A 22,834-nucleotide genomic window follows, 5' to 3' on the forward strand; every position below is an offset into this window, starting at 1 on the left:
TTATCTCCATTTACCATAAAAAATCATTAGAAAGCGTGACAGATTATGAAAAAATACTATCAAATCTTTTTATTATTATTATTTGATATTATCATTATTATTGGATTATATCAATAAAATTAATGAGTGTGTGAAAATTCAATACTAGGAGAAAATGAAATAAATATTTCCACAATAAAAAGTATGATATCAAGTTTTTTGGAAAGCCTCTGTTTGTAAATTATTTTAACTCACAGTTGATGATTCCACAAATTGAAAAGTTTTAAACTTAGCATTTAAACGCTCAATTTTAATACGTATTACAACTATCTCTATTAAACTTCTTATCCTCTACAGTCGATACATGCTTTTTAGAACTTTTTAAAGGAAAAAAGATATCTCATGAATATTCATAGTATCTAAATAACAAAAACAAGTAATTGCTCTGACAAACTTGACCTATACTTTCTTTAAAAAGAGTAAAATCATGTGTATGACCGTCTCAAAAAACTAATTGACAGGCACGAAGTGTCGTTAAATCGATTATGATTGTGTCTTTATGGTGTATATCTTTTTCCAGGATAATTCTTACTTTGGTTTCTTTTAGGACATTGAAATAGGACTTTCTGTGACATCAATAGCTATAGTGACACTTGTTAATTTTAAGTTTTCTAAGTCAAATAGACTTGAGGAATGAAGAGTGTATTCTACGAATGTTAATGTTCACTAGTCCAAGACCAAAATCAAAAAACTAGAAGATGTTGAGTTAATTAATAGCATAAATAATGCAAGTTCAGAATTAACTGTTTTTCTAGACTTAAAGTTTTTGTGCCTCCTCCTTTACAGTGTTTGGATTTATAAGTTGTATCTAGACAGGATATCTTTGTTGGGAAGGTATCCTTTTTGACACTAATAAATAATTTAAAGTTCTCAGGAGTTAGTTGCATGGTTTTTCGTAAATAGTTTTCTTAACTATAGTATAGCATAGTACAGTATGGCACTTTATTTTTTCCAATAAGTCTATTATACCCCAAGGACAGCTGGTTTTAATTTTTTCTCTGAACTGTACGATTTTGCGCCAGAAATGTAGGAATTACCTTTCGTTGTGATGTGATAAAACTTACAAATCTTTTTTGTTATTCTTGACCTAGTTTTTTAGAAAGAAGGTCTAAGATGTTAAATAAAGTCAAAACTAAAGCCTTAATTAGTGTTGGAGCAGTGGCTGCAACTAGCTTTATTCTCTGAATCTTGCATGATAAGAAGAATAAAGAAATAAAAAGAAAAATCAAAGTGTTTGTTTATCGGCAATCATCACAATTCGGTTTTTTAAAATAGGATGGTATATTTTGTTTCTTTGACCAAACTATGACCAAAATTTGAACAAAAAATAGATTTGACTTTCGGTTAATAATAAGCTTAAAAGTTTTTTGAAGGAATCTATTTAGCACAAAAAAACACCTATTCGGGAAAATAGGTGTGAATGATGTTATTTATATCCATATTGTTTTAGTGCGTTATTATATGCTTCGCTATCTTTAAGATAGTAGTCGTGCTTAACTCCACTAATATCAACAGAAAAGACCCCATCTTTAAATGAATATTCTTCTGTTCGACTTGCAATATTTTGTCCAGTTAATTCGATCGTATTCTTTTTTTTGTTAATGATAAAACTATCGGCTTCTCCATGCTCAATGGAAGCACTATCTCCTTTAATAGTAAATACCAACTCGTTTCTTTCACTTGAGATCCAATAATACTCCCCATCTAAAGATTGGTAGTTGTTTTTTGAGCAAGCAATTAACGTGATTATTGATAACGAAAGTAGTAGTATACCTATTATTTTTCTCATAATCTTTGCCTCCTTTTTCAATATAGTATACCAAAATATCATTACAGAATTAATACAATTAATGTCTGTTATAATAGAAAAATCAGATATTGTCTATTATAACAGACATTCACTAGGCTTAGTCCTGTGAAAGAAATATCTTTATTAATTTTAAAAAAAGTAGTATAATATATTTACCTGAATAGAGTAATTAGTATTGTAGGTTCGAATCCTACCCCCATCATTCGCTCTAATTACTAACTGCTTTGGCATAATTACTTCTGTTCTATTTGAAAAATTTATTGAACTCATTTTTTGGGAAAATAAAACTAACAGTAGGAGAGTGATTTTTATGTTAATTTTTTCAGGAATTCTCCTAATTACATCTAGCGTTAACGGTGGGGTAGCCAAATAGGAAAAGGCGGAGTAAAAGTTAGATGTATATTATGTGAGAGTGAAGATCGTTTTAAAAGCGATCTTTTATTTATAGTACGATTTGTAAGTAAAAGAACAAATAACAAAAAGAGGAGCTTCATACTAAAGTTCCTCTTCTTTATATATATCCGAATCATTATTTTTATTTCAAAAAAGATAGTGAAAAAGGTAGTGATTCGGTTGATTTATATTGCAATGTAGTGAAATTTAGAATTTCAAAAATCGCTTAAAATCAAGGTTTCTCACATCTATTGACGTGTAGTGAACCCCTATTTCACTTCATACTTTGAGGGTTGATGATTTGGTCACAATTGCCTAACCAAATCCCGATTCACTTTAATATTGCTGATCAGGCCGATAACTTCCAACCAAAACCCCTGGTTGTGTTTGGCCTTCCTATTCTCCTTCTCTTGGTGCATCTGTTTGTGATCTTTATGATCGGACGTGATCCTAAGAATCGCATGATGAATGAGAAAATGGTCAAAGTAAACCACTGGTTGACTCCAATCGTTTCTTTAAGTATCTCCTATCTCATCTATAGCAAGGCGCTAGGATCTACTACCAATCCATCAGTTTTTGTTTCGGTGTTGCTAGGGCTCATCTTTGTGGTCATGGGCAATTACATGCCTAAGTTGAAAGTGAATCACACGGTTGGAATCCGCCTACCTTGGACCCTGCAGAGTGAAGATAACTGGCACAAAACCCATCGCTTGGCAGGGAAATTGTGGGTCCTCGGAGGTTTGATCCTTCTTCTTGAAGCAGGCCCTCAATTCGCTGTCCCTTATGTAATGGGGATCGTCATCCTCATCATTGTTCTCGTTCCGATCCTATATTCTTATCAATTAAGTCGGAAAAATTGTTAGTATAAAAAACAACCAGAGAAGAAGCAGTCGTGAACTGTTTCTTTTCCGGTTGTTTTTGCTTGTTTTCATAAGAATACGCTCTTATACCGATAGCAATTGAAAGTTAGTTTAATTCTTTGTAATATAAAGAAGATTGCATGGTATAAAGCTCTTCATAGTATTTGTTGGTTTTCATTAAAGCGTCATGTTTATCAAATCCTTCAATCCTTCCATTTCTTAATAACAAAATTTTATCTGCTTGTCGGACGCTTGATAATCGATGTGTAATGAAAAATACGGTTTTTCCTTCCGTTAATTTTAAGAATTTCTCAAATAATTCATATTCGGTTCGGGCATCGAGTGCAGCTGTAGGCTCGTCTAGAATCAGTATAGGTGAATGAGAGAAGAAAGCTCTTGCCAGTGCAACTTTTTGCCATTGACCTCCTGAAAGGTCATGACTATGATCAAATTTTTTTCCAAGAATAGTATTTAGATCTGATAGACTACTTTCAAACCCACTGTCCTCTAATGCCTTTAGGATTTGATCATCTGCATTGATCTCCTGTATATTCGAAATGCCCACATTCTCTCTAAGGGTAAGATCAAATTTAGAAAAATCCTGAAAAATAGCGGAGACATTTTCCCTAAATTTCTCTGGGTCAAAGTTGCTAATCGAGATGTTATTGATCAATAATTCACCTTCTTCAATATTGTAAAATCGGGTAAGTAACTTAATCAATGTGGTTTTTCCTGCGCCGTTTTCTCCAACAATAGCAATCTTTTCTCCCTTATTGACACTGAAGCTGATATTTTTTAAGGCATAGTTTTCACTAGTTGGATACTTAAATGATACGTCTACGAAATCTATTTTTTCAATACTTGATGGCACAGCAACTGTAGCACTCTTAGAGTCTGATGGCAGTGCAATAAACTTGAAAAATTTTTCCATATAAAGCAAGGTGTCGTACAGCAAACTAGAATCTTCAATCAATCTTGACATACTATTAATTGCATACACAATACTTGAAGAAAAAAGCATTACAGCTCCAATTCCCAATTGTCCTACTTTGATAGAATAGATGATATAGATAAAACTTCCTACACTTAATAGAGCAGTTAAAATCAAAAAAATGACAGAACTGTTAAATTTTTTTAACCTTGTCTTTTGAATATTTCTTTTTATACTGGAGAAAGATTGAGTATACTTCTTCATAAAGAAGTTGTAGAGGTTGTATAGTCTCACATCTTTGATCGCCTCTGATGATAGCAAAACTTGACTGTAATATTCCAGTTTTCTTGATTCTTCACTGTTGGAAACAAGGACTTCAAAAGCTTGCTGTTGAAGGGAATAAGAAATCAACCCTTGTGGAACTAAAACCAGCAACATGAGCAAGGCAATGACTGGATGAAATGATGCAAATATAACCAGCATTGAAATAAACAGTATTGCATTTGAAATAATACTAGTCCCAAAGACCAATAAATTCACAGGTCTCCAACTGGCTTCTGAACTTAATAATTGAATATCATTATAAAAATTATTGTCTTCAAAATAGTCAATCGTCTGAATTTCCTCAGACTTTTTCATAATATCACAGTTCAATGTATAGGTAAGATCATCTGTTAACTTGCCTTGAATCATTGTTGTTAACGGCGTAAATATATTATTTAAAAGGAAAGCAACACCCCATACTCCAAGCAATAAGAATAATAATTGTTGTGACAGGTTGTTCATTCTATTAATGAGTATATTCGCAATATACAATGATAACGAAGGCAATAATGCCTGGATCGGTATCGTGATAATCAAAATTAAAATATTGAATGGCGATGTTTTCCACAGATAGAGTATACTTTTAACATACAATACAAGGTAAGTTTTATATTCGCTAACTTTAACCATTTGTCCCCCCTCACTAATAAAACTACAAGCTCAAAGAAAATAGAGCTTAAATGAATTTTGACAAAAATAGGTCATTTCTCGAAGTGCTTTAGTATGCTATATCTTACTAATGATGATGATCTTTTTCAGGATTGCTCATAATCTGTGTAAATATTTCTTTATATTTATATTTCAGATATTTTTCGTGTAGAATGAACAAAGCTACGTAAACAATCATAAAAACAATAGATAAATACAGTATATCAAATGTACTATGTCCAAAATAAGTTGCGGATTCATAAGATCCAATAGCTCCTAAGATCAACCAAGGAATGTACTTGTAATACTTCGTTACCATAACACGGATCTCCTTTAATTAAACTAATGAGAATATCTAAAACTAAAAGTCATACCTGTACTTGTAGGATTATAATGATCTAAAGTCATCAAAGTGCTAAATTCTCAAACCAACTTCTACCGCCAATAAATGTGGAAGTTAATTTGTCAAAACAATGCTGTTAAAAAATATAAGGGAAAACTTTTTTGTTAAATAAGGTTATCGTTACTATTAACCAAATATAGTTTTTAGCCAATCAACTATAAGTGGTCTAAGTAATGGGATTAAGAATAGACCTACAATGATACCTAAAATAAATATTAGAGACATTTTTTTGAAGCTTCTTTTGTTCATCTATGGACACATCCCTTCAATGAATGGAATCCCCACCATCGCCAACTATCTAACAAGTTGAAGAGTGGGAGTGATGCTATAAAGAATAAATAGTGATTTTTTTCACGTTTATCACATCTTTCTTTAATATATATGATATACTAAACATATATCGAAATGTAAAAATGTCACATATATACACATAATTAGAGGTGGAACTGTTATGCGTTAGGATTACGGTACGATCTATAAAAAAATACGGAAATCAAAACATATTAGTCAAGAGGAAGTTTGCGCTGTAGTTTTACTAAATCTCTACGACTATAGATTAAAAATGTATACACTTCTATACAAATAGTAGAAAAGGACTCAGTCCTGTGCAATACAGAACTAAATCCTTTGGATAAATTATTAATCTAACTATTTGGGTGCACTTAACTTTCGGGATGTTTTGTCAGGAAATGAATATGTAACGTAATGAAAATCTGTGCTATTACCCTATTCTTCATTGACTAATTTTTAGGCTTACCACTTGATCAGCTTGTTTCCAAATGGTTGGATTATGTGTTGCAATAATGATCAGACGTTCCTTATTTTTTAATGTTAGGAGTAAGTCCATAATCTCCTGTGAGGTCTCAGGATCAAGAGCGGCAGTTAATTCATCTGCCAAAATTAGAGGAGGATCTTTTAAAATGATCTTTGCCAAGGCTACACGTTGTGCTTCTCCTCCAGAAAGCTCATATACTTTTTGATCTAGTTGAATATAAGATAGTCCTACTCTATCTAATACTTCTTCTTTAGTCTCTCTCTTTTTTTGTTTGTCTAATTTATGACCAATTAATCCCAAATCTAAATTTTCTGAAACAGTTTTATTATCGATTAGTCCAAAATTCTGGAAGAGATAACCGAGTTCATTTCTGAAATAGTTTGTTGGTTTAATCTTTCGTAAATCTTTTCCTTTATATTGAATACTTCCCTGATCATAAGGTTCTAGCTTGGCTACCATATTTAGTAAGGTTGTTTTGCCACAACCACTATTTCCGATAAGAGCATAGACTTTACCTGCATCAAAATTTAAGTTCAAATCACTAAATACCGTCCGGTCCCCAAAGGTTTTTGTTAGTTGATGGATTTTAATCATTTCTATGCTCCTTTCAATATAATACTAGCCATCCTATCTTCCTTACGAGAACGATGCATTAGTATTAAAATAGAATTCAAACCAAAGACGCAAGAGGTTAGAAAGACTACCCAAAGTTTATTTGTTAGCAAAAGACCAATAGCCCCTCCCAAAATGAAGATAACTATTTGCCAGATAAAAAATTTCTGGTGTAACTCAAAAAAATTTAATCCTGATATTTTCTTAATAAGAATAGTTTTACGAAATTCTTCAAAGTAGAGGATTGTCATTGTATTAAAGAGTAGAATTGAGGTAGCAATACCTAGAAAACCACCAGCAATGATTGTCAATATTTCAACTTGAATGTTGTGACTCATACCACGATAAACATAATAGGCAAGATCATACTGACTGATATATTTCTTTATTCCACCTTGTTCAACTAGTTTTTTAGTGGCATCCAAACCTTTAAAATACAGATAATCAGATGGATAAGTGAAGAAATCATTTCGATTTTTTCCAAAAGAGCTTGGTTTAAGGACAATAAGTATAGGATCACTTAGAAATTGTTGATATGAGATTGGTGTAGAATTATATACGAAACGCTTCTTATTGTTTGAAATATAGAAAACACGAGCTTTCATAGCCTGTTGAATTTTATTTCCCTTATCGTTTCGAATCGCTAGGAAATCTTCATAAATTTGACGCAATTTATCTTCTTGATCTTTTAATTTTTCAGGCAATAGTAGTCCAAATTCTCCTTCTCCAAGGCTATTAATGCTCTTCTTATCTTCTTCATTTAATTCTACATTCTGAACATCTAGATAATTAGGAGTCACATATAAGCTATTAGCATACGGATTGTAGTCATTTATCGACATTTTTCCCATTAAGGGATGTGAAGACAGACCTTTTAGATCGAATGATGCAAGTGGATGCTGAACAAGCATTCCTCCATTCTGAATGCCAGTTTCTATGAAGCTTTTCCATTGTTCTTCCAACATTTTTCTACTATCATGATTTCTAGCCTCTGCCCCAAACTCCCTATTTGTTGAAAGCAATACCCAATCTTTTTGATTTGACCATGCTGTATCTCCAGCCTGATGCAATTGCCAAATAGTTGAATAGATACTTGTTCTATGAATGGTAAGTACTATTAAAAGAAAAGCAACCAATTGCCCCAAGTAAAGAATACCCATAATCTGTTTCAAAGGTAACTTTCCTTTGAGTAAAGAAACCAAATGTACCGCTTTAATACTTAAAACATAAAGAAAGCTAAAGAGTATAGAAAGGAACAAAAGTAACAAATTATAAGTTATGCTAGCTGAAAAAATAACTGGAATAGAAAATGGTGTGATATGGAATAGACTTACACCACAGATTCCAAGAAAAACCCCTGTAATTATCCCTAAAAGTAAATCTCCACAATCACTAATTATTGAGTTTCCAAAAATCTGAGTTAGGTGCAATCCAGAAATATATCGAATCCCAACTGTTCGCATTTCCTTGGTTTTTTGAATAATCATTAAGGCTATAAAAGTTAGTAGAAAAATGACCAAAACGAGTAATTGACTACCATTTCCCATATACGTAAATAAGCTAAGAAAAATATTTGGATATGAAACAAATGTTTGTGTGAAACCCAATGATTGAAGTTCATGATTTAATCTATCTAGAGTGAGATTTCCAGATAAAATATAATAATTGGACAATAAGCCACTATTGTAAAAATCTTCTTCACTAGCTTTAACAAGGCCGTTTGGGATATGGCCAGATCCAAATATTGCATAGGAAAAATGAACCTTACCTTTATCGTCTATTGTTTCAATTTGTTCACCAATCACACTGTCTGTTTCATTTGCTAATTGATCTAAACTGTATTTTACCTGATCTTTTGATACCTCTTTGTTCTGGGAAAAAATACTAATAGCTGGAAAACTATTGTGAATAACCACATATGAGGTTGAAAAACAAATCCAAAGTAGAAAACTTGTTATAAAGATATTTGAAAGGATGACAAATAAGCGCTTCATACTTTACTCACTTTCTAAAATTTTCATGAATAGTAATATAATCTTTTCTATGAGCTATGAATTTTTTTAAATCCGTAGTTAAAATATACTGTTTCACCAAAATTTCTATTTATAAAAGCTCTTGAGGTCTGATGAGAAGGAGCGTAAGCATATGATGATTTACTATCTCTTGCACGAGTTACGCTTGACCAGTGATATTTGTAATCATGGTAATAATTTGAAAATGCACCCCAGTTATTTGGATTGTGAAAGCATTAATACAAAAAATAAATAGTGATTTTCTTTTGCATATCTGAACCTCCTTCTTCTATATATATGATATACTAAATACATAACGAAGTGTAAAAATGTAACATTTATACACATAATTAGAGGTGAAGTTGTTATGCGTTGGGATTACGGTACGATCTATAAAAAAATACGGAAATCAAAACATATTAGTCAAGAGGAAGTTTGCCAGGATTACACTTCAAGAGCGCACTTGTCGCGTATTGAATCGAACCAAGTAGTGCCTAGTTTTGAGTTGATGGAGCATCTTCTAAAGCAAGTTGGCCTAGATTTCGAAGAATTTCGATATATATGTCATTCTTACCACCATTCCGATAGAGAAGAAATTATCTTATTGGCAGAAGATAACAATGCCTACCAATCAAATGATAAATTATTGGAACTGAAGAATAAGAGTGTAGCTTATTTAAGAAAACATCCTAATGATATTCCTGTGTCAAATATACTAAAGAGAGTAGAGGTCATTCTTTGTTTACGAGAATCTGGTCCAAATGAAAAGGTAAGAATAATGGCAACGGAAGCTTGGAACGAAATTAAAAATCAGGATGTCTGGTATCATAGTGACCTCAAATTAATTGTCGTTATTTTATTTACACTTCCACTAGAAACAGTGATTTCTATCTGTGATGAAGTGATAGATAGGCTCAATGATTACTCTGATTATACAGAGATTCTTCCCACCAAGTATAAATTACTCTCAAATTTAGCCAGTATTTTTCTGTGGAATGGTTTGATGGAGAAATGTACGAGGATCAGTTATCTATTGTTAGATACGGCAAAAAAAAGTAAGCGATATGATTTTCTAGGAAATGCCAAAGTGACACTTGGAATTTGTTTAAGTGATAAAAAGCTAGTTGATGAAGGATTGCAACTACTCGAATTAACGGATGAACAAACACTATTGGAAGCATGTCAGTCAGATGTGAATCGTTTTTTCAAGGAATGAGTTTCTAAATGGATTTAGTCATAAAACGGTTTGAAGATATAATCGACATATTGTTGTATCCATGCTCAATGGTTATTGGGTAAGGGATGGCAACCTACACATTATCCCGTTAGATCAGCTAGTTAAGCAATATTTGAAAAAATGATCATTTAATTTAACAAATAATAATTTTGAATTGCACCTCAAATGTTAGAGTTCATCTAATATTTGAGGTGATTTTAATATGAAATACAATTATTTTCAATTATCAAATAAAGAGATTTCCGTTCAGAAGACTTTGATAGCATAGTTTGAACCAATAAATACTGAGGAAAATATTTTGAGTTCATTTATCTAAGTATAAAATGTGTATATAAGAGACAATTTGACATTTGCTTTTTTATTTTGTGTATTATTATTCTAGAAAGAAAAAAAGATTTCAATTTTAAAATCGTTCGTTATCTTTTTATTGTAGATAAATAGGTAATGAAGTAATGCTTAAGTCAGGAGGTATAGGCTGATGAAGAAAAAAGATCTTGTCAAACAAAAATTTTTAACTTTTATCATCCTTGGTATTATCATTCTCTTATCAGCCTGCACTCTTGTAGGACCACAAAAAAAATCTCCTTCCGGTAGTACCAATGTGTCTAGGAAAATAGGATTCGAGGAAAGAAAGGCAGAAGATTTATTAAAAAATTCTATTTCTATCCCTTATCCAGATGCGAAAATCTTTACACCTACCGCGCTGTCAAATGATGGGATTGCTTATGGCGAGGCTGTTGACCAAGGACACGAAGATCAGAATTATCTTGCCAGTATGAATTTACATACCAAGGAATTTCAAAAGATAAAAGATGTTGAAAGGACATCCAATCTGACTCATGTAGCTGTTAGCTATGTAGATCATGATATTGTTGTTTTTGAAGAGTATGATCAACTCAATCAGACAGGGATCTACTATCTTTGGAAGATAAAAGACAAATCTTTAACGACACTGATCGATAGGAGACCTATTGGAACGGTTCCAGTTACTCAAGTAGCTCGATCCAACCAGAAACTCTTTATAAATTATGAAGTAGGCGATAGCCTATATCAAATTGAAGAATTTGACCTTGAAACAGGGACTCATCAGACGATTGAATCAGAAAATAGCGGTTTTCCGACTGTCTTTAAAGATCACTTGTATTATGTACAAATTGATAACACAGCTTTAACTACAAAAATTGTAGCCTACTCCTTAAATGATGGGCAGAAAAAAGTTATAGATCAAACAAAGGATGATCAACGCTATTATGTCGATTTATTGACGAACGGGCACAATCTCCTTTACTTGGTTGCAAATAATAAAGATGCTTCGTTTACCTTCGAAAATAAAAACCATAAAAAGATATTTTCTACTTCACAGGCAGAAACCTCCATATATCGCAATATTTATCTCACATATATGGGAGAAAGAAGAAATGAGGAGCGTGTTAAATCTCAATATTATTTGTGGGATTTGAGGCATCGGATTCATTATTTATATGATCATGGCCCCATTTTACTATCGGATAAAGGGATTCTATGGATTCAATTCAAAAAGAAAGATAGTGAGATTCCAAAAGGTGAAATCTATCGAAATGAAAACTCCGTAATGCGCTATCAAGAATGGTAGAAAGGAGAAAAATCATGAGAAAAGTTCATTTATTCCTTGTACTTCTGACTTTGCTTGGTTTATCTGGCTGTACAGAGACACCAAAAGAAAGCCAAACAAGTCCTTCCAGCTCTCGTAAGGTTACATCCTCCTCATCAACAACAGTTAGTGTAAAAACAAAGGAGCGTACAGAACCTAATCCTCCAATGCCAGCAGAGGTAGCAGAGCGATTAAAAATTAAGGAAGGCAATACGGAAGCCGGTGGTCAGGAAACATTGCCATCTTCAAAACAGGAACAAGCTTCATTGAAAGAGAATACGCAACCTTCTCAGTCGGTCAAAAAAGAAACATCGTCAAAAGAGAATCAAGGAATCCGAAAACTATTGCCTATTTCTTTAAAACTTCAAGAAGAATGGTATTTCTGTGCTCCTGCGACAGTCCATATGATGCTGGCTAGTCGAGGAGTTAGCGTCTCTCAACATCAATTAGCTAAGGAAATGGGGACTTATAATCCCTATGGGACGCATAATCGAGATGCCATTCGCGTCTTGAATCAGAATCTATTTGGCTATCCAGAACCAAGTGGAAACCAAGCAGGTTATCGACTAGCTACTGTAACAGATGCTCGTCCAGGTTCTGAAGATATCCGGCTCTTTAAAGAACGTGTTCGCAAAGATATTGATGATGGGTATCCTCTCTATTACACCTTCAATGTAGCACAAATCTATCCTGGAAAAAGTGGGGAACATAATGTGATTGGAGTAGGCTATGAATTGACAGCAGATGGTAAGGACATCTCAGCAATCTATTATCTAGACCCCGATACACATGTACAGGATCCAAACTATGGAGGCTTGAAGAAACTGACACCAGAGGAGTTATTAGCAGCCATGGTCACATGCGGTGAGAAAAATTATGCTTGGTGAGAAAGTGAGTCGTGAAATGGATAGGAGGGATAACCTATGAAACGCTCTTATCTTTTTGGGATTTTATTTCTATTCTTCCTTTTGCTTTCTTGTTCTAAGGTCCAAACACCAATGTTTCAAGTTGATCCAGAATCGAATCTTTACTTGGTCACCTCAAAAAGTATTCAATCATATACTAAGAAAGAGAATAAGCTTGAGTTACATCGAGTAGAAAAAATTGATGTAGCAACGTATGTTAATCTCTGGTTTTCGTGTTTAAACAGTGGTGATAAGATGATCGTAACGGAAGGTGATGATTTTGCACCAATAGATCATCAAAATATCATTTCAATTGATTTTTCTAAAGGTGAGATGAGGAAAAATCATACTAAGAATTATGCAATGATGGGATCAGGTATCTCTTCTAATTACTTTTATACTGCTCAAACAGATGCAAACTCAGGAATATTAACAGTCTTTTCTCTTAATGGAAAGCAAGTTTTTCAGAAAAAATTTAACCAAATGACAGCAATTTCGAGTCAGATTGTTGCAAATAATTCTAACGTATATGCTGAGATTGCTTATCAAGATCCAAAACGAAATCGTCCAGAAGGCGTGTTGGATTCAGACTTAATAGTTCTAAATGAAAAAGAGCATTGGAAAGAAAAAGATAGAATTCGATTAACTTCAGATGGTAAAAAGGTTGAAATGTTAGAAGGCTTGGCAATTGTCAAAGATAGGGCATTCGTAAGTATCTCTGCAATTCGTGATACAGATACTTTTGAGAAGGTGGCAGGAAACCAATTGTTGTCAATCGATTTGCACACTGGAGAAAGGAAATTATTTACCTTACCCAATCCTTATCCTAATATGCTTTATCCAAGTCCAGATAATCATTACCTTGTCGTCAAGCACGAGGTAGAAGGAAAGAATATTTTATCTGTTCTTGATTTACAAAATGAAACTATAAAAGCCATTGTGTTGGATGACGATTCAGGTGAAACACCAAAAGAAATAAATTCTCTTACAATTTCAAATGAAAATATGTTGTATCTAACTACTGGTCGACATTTATTACAATATAGTCTCAAGGATGCTAAGTTGATTGAGAAACAGAAATTAAAATTGGGAAAAGATGATTTTCCAATCGGATTAAGAATCGTAGAAAAAGACTTAGGGTCAAATTAATAATAAAGGCTCATTGTCAACTGTAGTGGCTTGATAAAAAGTTACAATCTGGAGAGGACTAAATTGGTTCTCTCCTTCATATAAGAAGTAAGTTAGCATACGTTAGTCAGGATCCCTATGTATTTGAACTTACATCAGAGGGAAATGGGCTAGGGCTATTTCTTCTAGAAAATGGATAGAACTTATCTGGTGGTCAAAAACAAAAAGTTGGATTAGCTAGAGCTATACTAAGTAATCCTGAAATTTTATTATTAGATGAGGCGACAAGTAGTTTGGATAAAGAATCCGAGAAAAAAGTTTTTGAATATTTAAATTCAATTAAAAAAAACATGATAATAATAAGTATTTTTCATGAAGATAGCTTCATGAAATTTGTAGATAGATTTATTGTTATGGATAAAGGAAGAATCATTTATGATGGATTTCCCTTAGATAAGTAAATAATAGTATGTTTGAATATAAACGTTGTTAACTAGAAGGGAAGACTAAATGGCACTATTACAAATTATTGGTCTAAATAAATCGTATAACAAAAAGAAAGTAATTGAAGATTTGTCATTTGAGTTGCAGAGTGGCGAAATAATGGGACTCATTGGACAAAATGGTTCTGGGAAAACTACAATATTCAAGACGATTTTAGGTTTAGTAAAAAAAGAATCTGGTGAAATTAAAATCAATGGGAAATCAATTGATGGGAAATCAAAGGGCTATTTGAATACTATTGGTACAATTATTGAATACCCTACATTTTATGAATCTTTAACAGCTAGACAGAATTTAATGCTTATTTCTAGTCTTTATGATGAAGTAAACTTATCAAAAGAAGATCTTTTAAACTATCTGCGTTTGGTAGGTTTAGAGGATAGTGTGGATTGTAAAGTATCTAGTTTTTCATTAGGTATGAAACAACGTTTGGGTCTTGCTCAAGCCTTAATCCATCAGCCAACTATCTTATTATTAGATGAACCATTCAATGGATTAGATCCCATAGGAATTAAAGAGTTTAGAGACTTACTCATTGAGTTGTCCCAAAAAGGAGTTGGGATTGTAATTTCGAGTCATTCATTGGAAGAATTAAGTAAGTTAGTGGATACAGTTACAATTATCAATCAAGGGAAAGTAATATTCCAAGGGAAAAAGACAGAATTTTTATCACTTGGATCTATAAAGAATGTTTGGTTGTTGAAAACTGATAACATAGAACTTACAAAGTCTATCTTAAATAACTTAAACATTGTGTTTACTGAAAGAATAGAGCAACTTGAGTTATCTTTAGATATAGAATCAATGAAAGAGGTAAAGGAGAAATTACTCACAGAGTTATTACGTCAGGATATCTCCATCATAAATTTTTCTGAGAAACAAAATAATTTTGAAGATATTTTTATCAAAATGCAGAGAGATATGGAGAATTGATATGCTTAAATTAATAAAGATTGAGTTGTTCAAATTATTTGCTGGGAAAAAGATTTTCTATGTTTTTGGAGGATTTATCTGTGTCATTGCTTTATTGATACTGTATCTAAGAATGGTTGCACCAGAATCTTCATTTGGAAATGTTTTTAAAACCTCCAGCGATACATTTTCGATATTTGCTATGATAGTTGGAGTTATTTTAGCATTAGTACCGTTTTATCAAGAAATCCAGCAAAAAACAATTAAATCATTGTTAGTGACGCCGGTTAAACGAGTAGAAATTTTGTTTTCAAAATTGTTAGCATCTATTTTTGTCTCATTCTTATTTTTAGTTGTTTTATGTCTAACATCTTTTATAGTAACAACATTATTATTTGGATTTTTTACAGTTGGAGCTTACTCCTCATCTGCAGATAATATGCTTACTTTTACGGCCGGATTCATTCAAATTATTACAACGTTTTTTACAACTATTTTTTATAGTACGACAATTATTTGTTTATTTTTGATAACAAATTCTTTATCGAGTACCCTAGTTGGAGTTGTTTTGTTAAGAGGTTTAGGAGAACTGATTTCAAGAAGTTTATTAGACCAAAATAACTTGTTATTATCTTTTAGCCCATTAGGAGTATTGAATATTTTAAACCCTGTTTCAAGGAATATTTCGATAATTAGCTACACCATTCAAGTACTTTTAACTGTTATTTATTCAATTGTAATTTTTTACATTGCTATTAAACTATTTGAAAACAAAGAATTCTAAATCTATAAAAAGTACAAAACAGTAACAATTCAAATGGTGTGAACTTTTTGGTGAAATCTAGCTCAATTCGTTTATTTTTAGGGTAAAATTCACACCATTCAATTGAAAGTTATTCAAATTAGATGAAATATTTCTTTCTTAAAAACATGTGGAAACATTGATATTAAGCATATATTGAAATTCATTCAAATACGAGGTGTTCAAACCAGGACTTACGTTACACTTTATTTAAGAAATTTTACGCCAGATAATATTGAAATCCGCATGATTCATAATGATGTACCTGCTGCCTACGCAATAGGTATGAACAAAAGCAGCAATTTAGAGAGATGCATCGATTTGTAGGACAATATGTTTGTACTGAATGTGGAAACGACTTTGATGAAGATGATATTGATTGGGAATTTAGCGATCCAGAAACTGGTTTCTATTATTGTAATTTCTGCAGTAATTCACTAGAGCAGGCTGGAATTGATGCAATGGATCCTGATAGTTTTGGATACGATGATTATGGAAATTGGGATTCTGACCGTTTAGGGTTATAACCTATCTAATGTCATTAGATAAAATTAATTAAAAAATTTTTTCAAAAAAATTTTAATCCTATATGGAAGATCTTATAATGTGTATTAAAATCCTTAAAATATCGCTATTTCCGCTATTTTAAAGGGCACTTTGTAAAGTGTCCTTTTTAGATTTTAATAGAAAATTGAGCAATTTTTGGTAGAAAAAGCGACTTTTTTTGATTTTTCTTTTTTTTACTTTCATCAAAAAATGGCAGACTATAAGTATGAAAAGAAAATTTATTGAGTGCAAGAGAGTTGTAGCATCAGCTACAACTCTTTTTTTGCTCTCAAAAGTCTTTTCAAATAAATAAAAAAGAGGTTATATAATGCCTGTAGATAAAAAAGAGAAAATCGAGAAGATTTTAAATGCACCGACTATAAATTCGCTAACTTCTGTTAATTTGAAAACAGTTAACAAAGTAAGGGATCCGATCACTAATCGAACATCGATTCATTTAGATACTGGTACGATTCATATTGAAAACTTTGACGATAACAAAGATTATTTCAAGCTTCGAGTATTGAAGATGTTGGATTTATTGATTTTTCTTATTGGTAAGAAGAATAAATATAGACTAAGTGAAGAAGATGCTGTTAACTGCTTGGTTGAATTTTCAATTAAACAGTATTCAGAACTGCTAGGGAAATCTAAACCAGCAAGTATCTCAACGAAAAAGAATGTACGTTGTATCATTGATGAAGCATTATGCTTGCTCAAGGATCTTTCTATCAGTACTAAAGAAAAGAGAGGTGCACATCATGTTGTATTCAATGATATAAAATTTATTGAGGAATTCAAATGCGAAAATGGAATTTTTACAGTTCAATTGACTGAAAAATTCGTTAGATATTTAATCACATCTTATGTGACAAATTTTCCTCTCGAACTTTTTAAAATTGATGAACGTAGTAAAAATGTTTATTCTCTTGCAAAGAAATTAGTCTATCATCAAAGTAACAAAAATAATCGAAGAAAAAAGACTAATGAAATTATTTCCGTTGAAGCTTTATTAAATGTATGTCCCCAAATTCCTCCTATAGAAGAAGTAAGATTAAAAAAAGGTGGTTGGCGTTCAAGAATTGAAGAGAGCTTTGCTAATTCACTTGATAAACTAATCGATTATAAAATCCTAGTTAGTTGGGAATACTGTAATCCAAATTGTGAACCTTTATCAGATGAACAATTAGGAATGAACTCATTTTTTGAATTTCAGAAATTTAGGATTCATTTTAAGGTTTCAGGGATTTAAATTCACTGATTTATCGATTTGCTTCGATTAAATCAGGATTTATGGGGTATGTTGAATTAGAAATTGGGGTATGTTGAATTAGAAATTGGGGTATGTTGAATTTGCTAAAAAAATTTTGATCCTTGGTATCACTGATATTATTAGTATTTCTGATTTTCAATACTAATAATATTAATAAGCAGCATATGCCTTCAATTTTCGTATTGAAGGCAATGCTATAATTTTGCCTGTAAGAAAAAAAGTCCGGATTTTATTTTTTTACTGGAAACTACAAGAGGAGAAAAAAATGTTTGAAGAAGAAAAATCTTATTTGAAAGCATACATTGAACAAATCTCTGAATCAAGTCGTAAAGGTGGTAAGGGAGCATATATTTGCCCTCTTTGCCACAGTGGTGAAGGAAGAAACAGAACTGGTGCTTTTCACATTTACGATGAAACGCAATGGAAATGTTTCTCTTGCGATAGAGGTGGAGATATCTTTGATCTTATCGGCTATGTAGAAGGACTTGATAAATTTAAGGATCAATTGAAGCGTGTCAGAGAGTTGTTTAATCTATCAACTGAATGTGATGGATTCAATTACCAGAAGAGTGAATATTTGAATTACAATGCTGTTTTTCCTTTAAAGGGAGAAGAGAAAAAAGATAATTATTCAAGTTTTTATAATGAGGCAATAAAGCATCTTTGTGAAACTGACTATTTTCTTAAACGAGGGTTGAGTTTTTCAACAGTCCAACGGTTTAAAGTTGGTTACGTAAAAAAATGGAAGCATCCCCATGTGACTAATCCTAATGTTCCTGAAACACCTCGGTTAATTATTCCTTTAAGTGAAAGTTGTTATTTTGCTCGTGATACAAGAGATATTGTACCCGAACCTCAATTGAACTATATGAAACAGAAAGTGGGAGGGAGCGATCTTTTTAATAAAAGCGAACTCTTCAAAAAATCTACGGATCCAATTTTTATTGTAGAAGGCGAAATAGATGCCATGAGCATCGTTGAAGTTGGTGGAAAGGCAGTAGGACTTGGTAGTATTGGAAATATAAATAAATTAATTAATCTTGTTTCTGATCTAAAAATTGATCGTACATTCATTCTCTCATTGGACCAAGACGAAAAGGGGAGAGAGGCTGAACTAAAATTAGCAGAGCAATTTAGAAGTAAGAAAATAAAATTTATTTCTTTCAAATTAACTATTGATGACGTAAAAGATCCTAACGAAATGTTAGTGAAAAATAAAGGAGTATTTAACAAAATGGTAGAAAATGCAATCAATCAAACCAAAAGTGAAAAAGAGCGGTATCTTGAAAATTCAACAGCTATTCATCTTCCGAAGTTTTTTAATGATATTAAGAATGGTTCTAATAATTCATGTATTAAAACAAATTTTGAAGGTTTAGATGACCTATTAGAAGGTGGTCTTTACGAAGGCTTATATTGTGTTGGTGCAATTTCCTCTCTTGGTAAGACAACATTTGTAACTCAGATTGCTGATCAAATTGCAGCACAGGGAACTGATGTTTTGATTTTTAGTATTGAAATGTCTAGATGGGAAATAATTAGTAAAAGTATTAGTCGTCACACAGTTATCGAATCTATTGCCTCTAATAGTGATATCAGGAATGCAAAAACAGCACGAGGAATTACTGAGGGGAGTAGATATTCAGGTTACAGCAACCCAGAGATTGATTTGATTAAAAAAGCTGGAGAAAATTACTCGCAATACTGCAAAAATATTTACATTGTAGAAGGTACTGGACCTATTGGTGTGAATTGTATTCGAAATACTGTAAAAGACCATATCAAATATACTGGAAAAGTACCCGTTGTTATTATTGATTATTTACAGATTCTATACCCAGTGAATGAACGATTTACTGAAAAACAAAACACAGACAGATCGGTAATAGAATTGAAAAGGATTAGTCGAGACTTTAAAACTCCATTAATCGTGATCTCTTCTTTCAATAGAGAAAACTACAAATCTATTGTCAGTATGCAGTCCTTCAAGGAGAGCGGTGCAATCGAGTATTCTAGCGATGTTTTGATTGGACTTCAACTTAAGGGGACTGGTCGAGATAGCTTTGACGTTAATGAAGCGAAATCAAGAAATCCTAGAGAAATTGAGTTAGTAGTTTTAAAAAATCGTAATGGAAGAACCGGCATTAAAATGGAATTTGACTATTATGCGATGTACAATTATTTTAAAGAAAAGTAGTTTATGGCTATTGGTTAATGATTTAATTTGTTGAACTATTCTAAGCCTTATCAAAAGATGGAAATCTCTGTAATTAAGAATTAGAAGGAAGAGATAATGCTAACAATAAATCATACAGAATTAATGAAATTAGGTTTTCCTGAACATACGGCACGGGATATTATAAGACAAGCAAAGTTAATTGCTGTTCGACAATTTGAAGAATCTAGAGCTTTATCGAATAATGTGGTAGAATTAAGTAAATCACCATTTGATAATTCTCGTCTTAATTTAGCTCCTACGTATATTGTAGAAGAATTACTCGGCTTTAAGTTGCTTTCTGAAAGAAAGGAACAAAATGAGTAAAAAATATAAATGCGTAAGTCGAAATAAGAAAGGAAAAATTTACTATGAGGTTGAATTCAGTGTAGATCCGTCTACGGGTGACCGAAAGAGGTTTAGGGTTAAATCTTATAAAGATCAATTTGGAATTGATTTTAAAACAGAAAAGCAAGCCTTTGACGAAGTCTGTAGGATAAGAACTGAATACAATGCTAAAATAGCTAGTGCCAGTGCAAATAGGCCACAATTAGATATTCCATTTTCAAAATTTATGGAAGATGTTTATTTGCCTTATTATAAGAAAACTGTTCAGCCCGTAACCTATCAAACTGCTTATCCTCAGTATAAGACTTTTATTGAAGTTTTTGCTGACAAAAAATTGTCTGAAATCAATGTTAGGGAATGTGAAGATTTTAGATTATCTTTAGTGGAAGACTACTCTCCAAACTACGCAAAAGGACTTTGGTGTAAACTGAAGAAGTGCTTAAATTATGCAGAACGCTTGGAATACATCGAAAATAATCCTTGTCGAAAGTTAGACAATCCTAAAGGAGAAAAACCGAAAACTGAATTTTGGACTGTAGAGGAACTTGATAAGGTATTAAAAACTTTTGATCAGACAGTTTATGAAGAGAGGCAGTTTTATACGACTATCTGGCTCTATTTTATGACGGGGATGCGAGTCTCTGAGGGTCTTAGTTTAAAGTGGTCAGACATAGATCTTAAAAATAAGGTTATTCATATTCAGTCTACCCTCGAATATCAAGGGAATGGGAAATACGTTCGAAAAGAGCAGACAAAAACTAGGGCAGGAATGCGTTTCTTAGAAATAGATGACGAAACTGTTAAAGTGTTGAAAAATTGGAGAACTGTACAAGTGTATAATAGAGAAGATAATTTCGTATTAGCACGGTTTAACTCTCCCATGAACAAATCTACCTTAAGTCGAATGTTAAAAAGGCATGCGCTAGTGGCAAAGGTTCCGGTTATTACTGGGAAAGGTCTACGTCATAGTCATGATTCATTTATGATAAACGTTCTAAAAAAAGATGTTTTGTATGTATCGGCCCGCTCAGGAAGAACAGACAAGGCTACAACACTAAACACCTATTCTCATTTCTATGATAGACAAGTTGTTACTGGTGGTGCTGAGATAACAGAGGCATTAGGAGAGCTGGGATTAATTGCAAATCCCGCCACAATCCCGCCAAGTAAAGAAACCAAGTAAAAAATAGCTGTGTGAGAACAACTAAAGCAACGACGCTTCAGTTACTCTTAAATAATAGAGTTTCCAATCAAAACGAAAACCGAGGTTTAGGCCTCGGTTTTTTTGTCGTTGAAAAAAATGATGATAGAATGTGAATAGAGGACTTTTATAAAGCTAACATGTGTAGCTCTCTTTATTTTCTCTAAACCTACTAAATAGTGCAGTTTTAATGATGTTACATTTGCTATATTCCCTTGAGATGTTGCTAATTTGTTGCTATAATGGCTATAAATCATATCATAAAGGAGAAGATGATGAAAAATTTTAAACGTCTTTTGTTAGCTGTTGTAGCTGTCTTTGCAGCCGTCCTTTTGGTAGCTTGTGGCGCTAAAAGCGATAATGGGACTTACGTGTTTGAGCCTACTAAGGATGAGATCAAAGATATTATGCCAAGTGAATTTCAATCTTTGATAGGTGATAATTACTCATTCACTATTTCGATTACAATCAATGATAAGAAAGGTGAGATGAAAGTAGACACCAATGCAGGTGGTCAAAATGTAAATCAAGTGATTGATTTGGAAGTAGACCAAAAAGCTAAAACTCTTGTCTCAGAAAATGAGTATGGGAAAGCGGAAATTACTTATCAAGTTTCAGGAAATGTGTTAACGATTAAGGATGTGAAGAATTCTTTGATGGGTGACACAGACATGTTTAATAACTACATGAAAATTGCTAAGTTCAAAAAAGTTAAATAAGCAATCATGGCGGGATTTAAATTCCGCCTTATTCTATTTCTTTGTTGATACAAGAAATATTACAAGAATATGACATTTATAAACTTTCATTGCCGTGTACCTGAATTGTTGATATAATAGTGTTAATCTAACTAAAAAGGAGAAGTTATGAAAAACTTTAAACGTATTCTTTTGGCTGTAGTAGCTGTTTTTGCAGCAGTCCTCTTGGTGGCATGTGGTGCAAAAAGTGATAACGGGACTTATGTCTACAAACCATCAAAAACTGAAGTGAAGGAAATCCTTGAAGAACAAGGTGCTCCAAGTTCAAGTGTAGATGCATTGATCGACAATGTTAAATTGGAAGTTTCAGTGACCATTAAAGACAAAACAGGTAGCCTTAAAATTAAAGGTGAAATGATGGGACAAAAGACTGACCAATCATTTGATATGAAAGTTGACCAACAAAAGAAAACTCTTCAATCTAAAACAGGTGAAGGTGAGAAGGTTAAATACAAAGTTTCAGGCGATGTGTTCACTTTTGATTTATCTGGTGAAAAGAGTTCAGGTCATGAAGCCGCTTTGGAAATGTTCAAAAACGCTAAATTCAAACGTACAAAATAATACAAGA

The 22,834-nt window shown here is 32.5% G+C and carries 19 protein-coding genes and 3 pseudogenes; 16 read left to right on the top strand and 6 right to left on the bottom strand.

Annotated features, from left to right (window positions below):
* Positions 1–1,152: 1,152 nt before the first annotated feature.
* Positions 1,153–1,221 (top strand): annotated as a pseudogene (locus O3629_RS01535) (peptidylprolyl isomerase); the annotation flags it as partial.
* Positions 1,222–1,465: 244 nt separating this feature from the next.
* On the opposite strand, the gene O3629_RS01540 reads toward O3629_RS01535, so the two are convergent.
* Positions 1,466–1,828: a hypothetical protein gene (locus tag O3629_RS01540; RefSeq protein ID WP_049492991.1), complete on the bottom strand. Its 363-nt coding sequence runs from the start codon at positions 1,826–1,828 to the stop codon at positions 1,466–1,468.
* Positions 1,829–2,538: 710 nt separating this feature from the next.
* Between O3629_RS01540 and O3629_RS01545 the strand changes: the two genes are divergently transcribed.
* Positions 2,539–3,105, top strand: a complete 567-nt coding sequence (locus O3629_RS01545; protein WP_080980968.1) for an SdpI family protein — start codon at positions 2,539–2,541, stop codon at positions 3,103–3,105.
* 103 nt (positions 3,106–3,208) lie between these two features.
* Here O3629_RS01545 and O3629_RS01550 read toward each other — a convergent pair whose 3' ends face one another.
* From O3629_RS01550 to O3629_RS01570, 5 genes and pseudogenes are all read right to left on the bottom strand, one after another.
* Positions 3,209–4,987, bottom strand: a complete 1,779-nt coding sequence (locus O3629_RS01550; protein ID WP_049492989.1) for an ABC transporter ATP-binding protein — start codon at positions 4,985–4,987, stop codon at positions 3,209–3,211.
* 106 nt (positions 4,988–5,093) lie between these two features.
* Positions 5,094–5,324 (bottom strand): hypothetical protein, encoded by a 231-nt coding sequence (locus tag O3629_RS01555; protein ID WP_049492987.1) that lies wholly within the window; start codon positions 5,322–5,324, stop codon positions 5,094–5,096.
* Positions 5,325–6,141: 817 nt separating this feature from the next.
* Positions 6,142–6,777, bottom strand: coding sequence for an ABC transporter ATP-binding protein (locus tag O3629_RS01560; RefSeq protein ID WP_003003180.1), 636 nt, complete (start codon positions 6,775–6,777; stop codon positions 6,142–6,144).
* Positions 6,778–6,779: 2 nt separating this feature from the next.
* Positions 6,780–8,789 (bottom strand): DUF1430 domain-containing protein, encoded by a 2,010-nt coding sequence (locus tag O3629_RS01565; protein ID WP_371608621.1) that lies wholly within the window; start codon positions 8,787–8,789, stop codon positions 6,780–6,782.
* A gap of 47 nt (positions 8,790–8,836) precedes the next feature.
* Positions 8,837–9,004, bottom strand: a pseudogene (locus O3629_RS01570) (lactococcin 972 family bacteriocin); the annotation flags it as partial.
* A gap of 170 nt (positions 9,005–9,174) precedes the next feature.
* Here O3629_RS01570 and O3629_RS01575 point away from each other — a divergent pair.
* The 14 genes and pseudogenes from O3629_RS01575 to O3629_RS01640 all read left to right on the top strand — a co-directional run bounded on the left by O3629_RS01575 (position 9,175) and on the right by O3629_RS01640 (position 22,827).
* Positions 9,175–10,023 carry a helix-turn-helix domain-containing protein gene (locus tag O3629_RS01575; protein ID WP_049498804.1) on the top strand — a complete coding sequence of 283 codons (849 nt, stop codon included), beginning with the start codon at positions 9,175–9,177 and terminating at the stop codon, positions 10,021–10,023.
* Between the two features lie 499 nt (positions 10,024–10,522).
* Positions 10,523–11,656, top strand: coding sequence for a hypothetical protein (locus O3629_RS01580; protein WP_049485547.1), 1,134 nt, complete (start codon positions 10,523–10,525; stop codon positions 11,654–11,656).
* Between the two features lie 14 nt (positions 11,657–11,670).
* Positions 11,671–12,561, top strand: coding sequence for a C39 family peptidase (locus tag O3629_RS01585; RefSeq protein WP_371608622.1), 891 nt, complete (start codon positions 11,671–11,673; stop codon positions 12,559–12,561).
* A 36-nt stretch (positions 12,562–12,597) separates the two neighbouring features.
* Positions 12,598–13,728 (top strand): hypothetical protein, encoded by a 1,131-nt coding sequence (locus tag O3629_RS01590; RefSeq protein ID WP_049498806.1) that lies wholly within the window; start codon positions 12,598–12,600, stop codon positions 13,726–13,728.
* Positions 13,729–13,919: 191 nt separating this feature from the next.
* Positions 13,920–14,168: pseudogene (locus tag O3629_RS01595) on the top strand (ATP-binding cassette domain-containing protein); the annotation flags it as partial.
* Positions 14,169–14,217: 49 nt separating this feature from the next.
* Entirely contained in the window at positions 14,218–15,144 is a 927-nt protein-coding gene (locus O3629_RS01600; protein WP_371608623.1) for an ABC transporter ATP-binding protein, read from the top strand.
* 1 nt (position 15,145) lies between these two features.
* Positions 15,146–15,907, top strand: a complete 762-nt coding sequence (locus O3629_RS01605; protein WP_371608624.1) for an ABC transporter permease — start codon at positions 15,146–15,148, stop codon at positions 15,905–15,907.
* A gap of 329 nt (positions 15,908–16,236) precedes the next feature.
* Positions 16,237–16,452: a hypothetical protein gene (locus O3629_RS01610; RefSeq protein WP_371608625.1), complete on the top strand. Its 216-nt coding sequence runs from the start codon at positions 16,237–16,239 to the stop codon at positions 16,450–16,452.
* Between the two features lie 347 nt (positions 16,453–16,799).
* On the top strand, positions 16,800–17,723 hold the full coding sequence (locus O3629_RS01615; RefSeq protein WP_371608626.1) for a hypothetical protein: 924 nt from the start codon (positions 16,800–16,802) through the stop codon (positions 17,721–17,723).
* 286 nt (positions 17,724–18,009) lie between these two features.
* A complete protein-coding gene (locus tag O3629_RS01620; protein ID WP_371608627.1) occupies positions 18,010–19,941 on the top strand; it encodes a DnaB-like helicase C-terminal domain-containing protein in 1,932 nt (643 codons plus the stop codon).
* A gap of 96 nt (positions 19,942–20,037) precedes the next feature.
* A complete protein-coding gene (locus O3629_RS01625) occupies positions 20,038–20,286 on the top strand; it encodes a DUF3173 family protein (protein WP_049495670.1) in 249 nt (82 codons plus the stop codon).
* Entirely contained in the window at positions 20,279–21,490 is a 1,212-nt protein-coding gene (locus O3629_RS01630; protein WP_371608628.1) for a tyrosine-type recombinase/integrase, read from the top strand. Before O3629_RS01625 ends, O3629_RS01630 begins: the two co-directional genes overlap by 8 nt.
* Before the next feature lie 293 nt (positions 21,491–21,783).
* Positions 21,784–22,227 carry a hypothetical protein gene (locus O3629_RS01635; RefSeq protein ID WP_023918201.1) on the top strand — a complete coding sequence of 148 codons (444 nt, stop codon included), beginning with the start codon at positions 21,784–21,786 and terminating at the stop codon, positions 22,225–22,227.
* A gap of 147 nt (positions 22,228–22,374) precedes the next feature.
* Positions 22,375–22,827 carry a hypothetical protein gene (locus O3629_RS01640; RefSeq protein WP_003007432.1) on the top strand — a complete coding sequence of 151 codons (453 nt, stop codon included), beginning with the start codon at positions 22,375–22,377 and terminating at the stop codon, positions 22,825–22,827.
* The last annotated feature ends 7 nt before the right edge of the window (positions 22,828–22,834 follow it).

This window comes from Streptococcus sp. 27098_8_12, assembly GCF_041432115.1.
Lineage (GTDB): Bacteria > Bacillota > Bacilli > Lactobacillales > Streptococcaceae > Streptococcus > Streptococcus parasanguinis_V.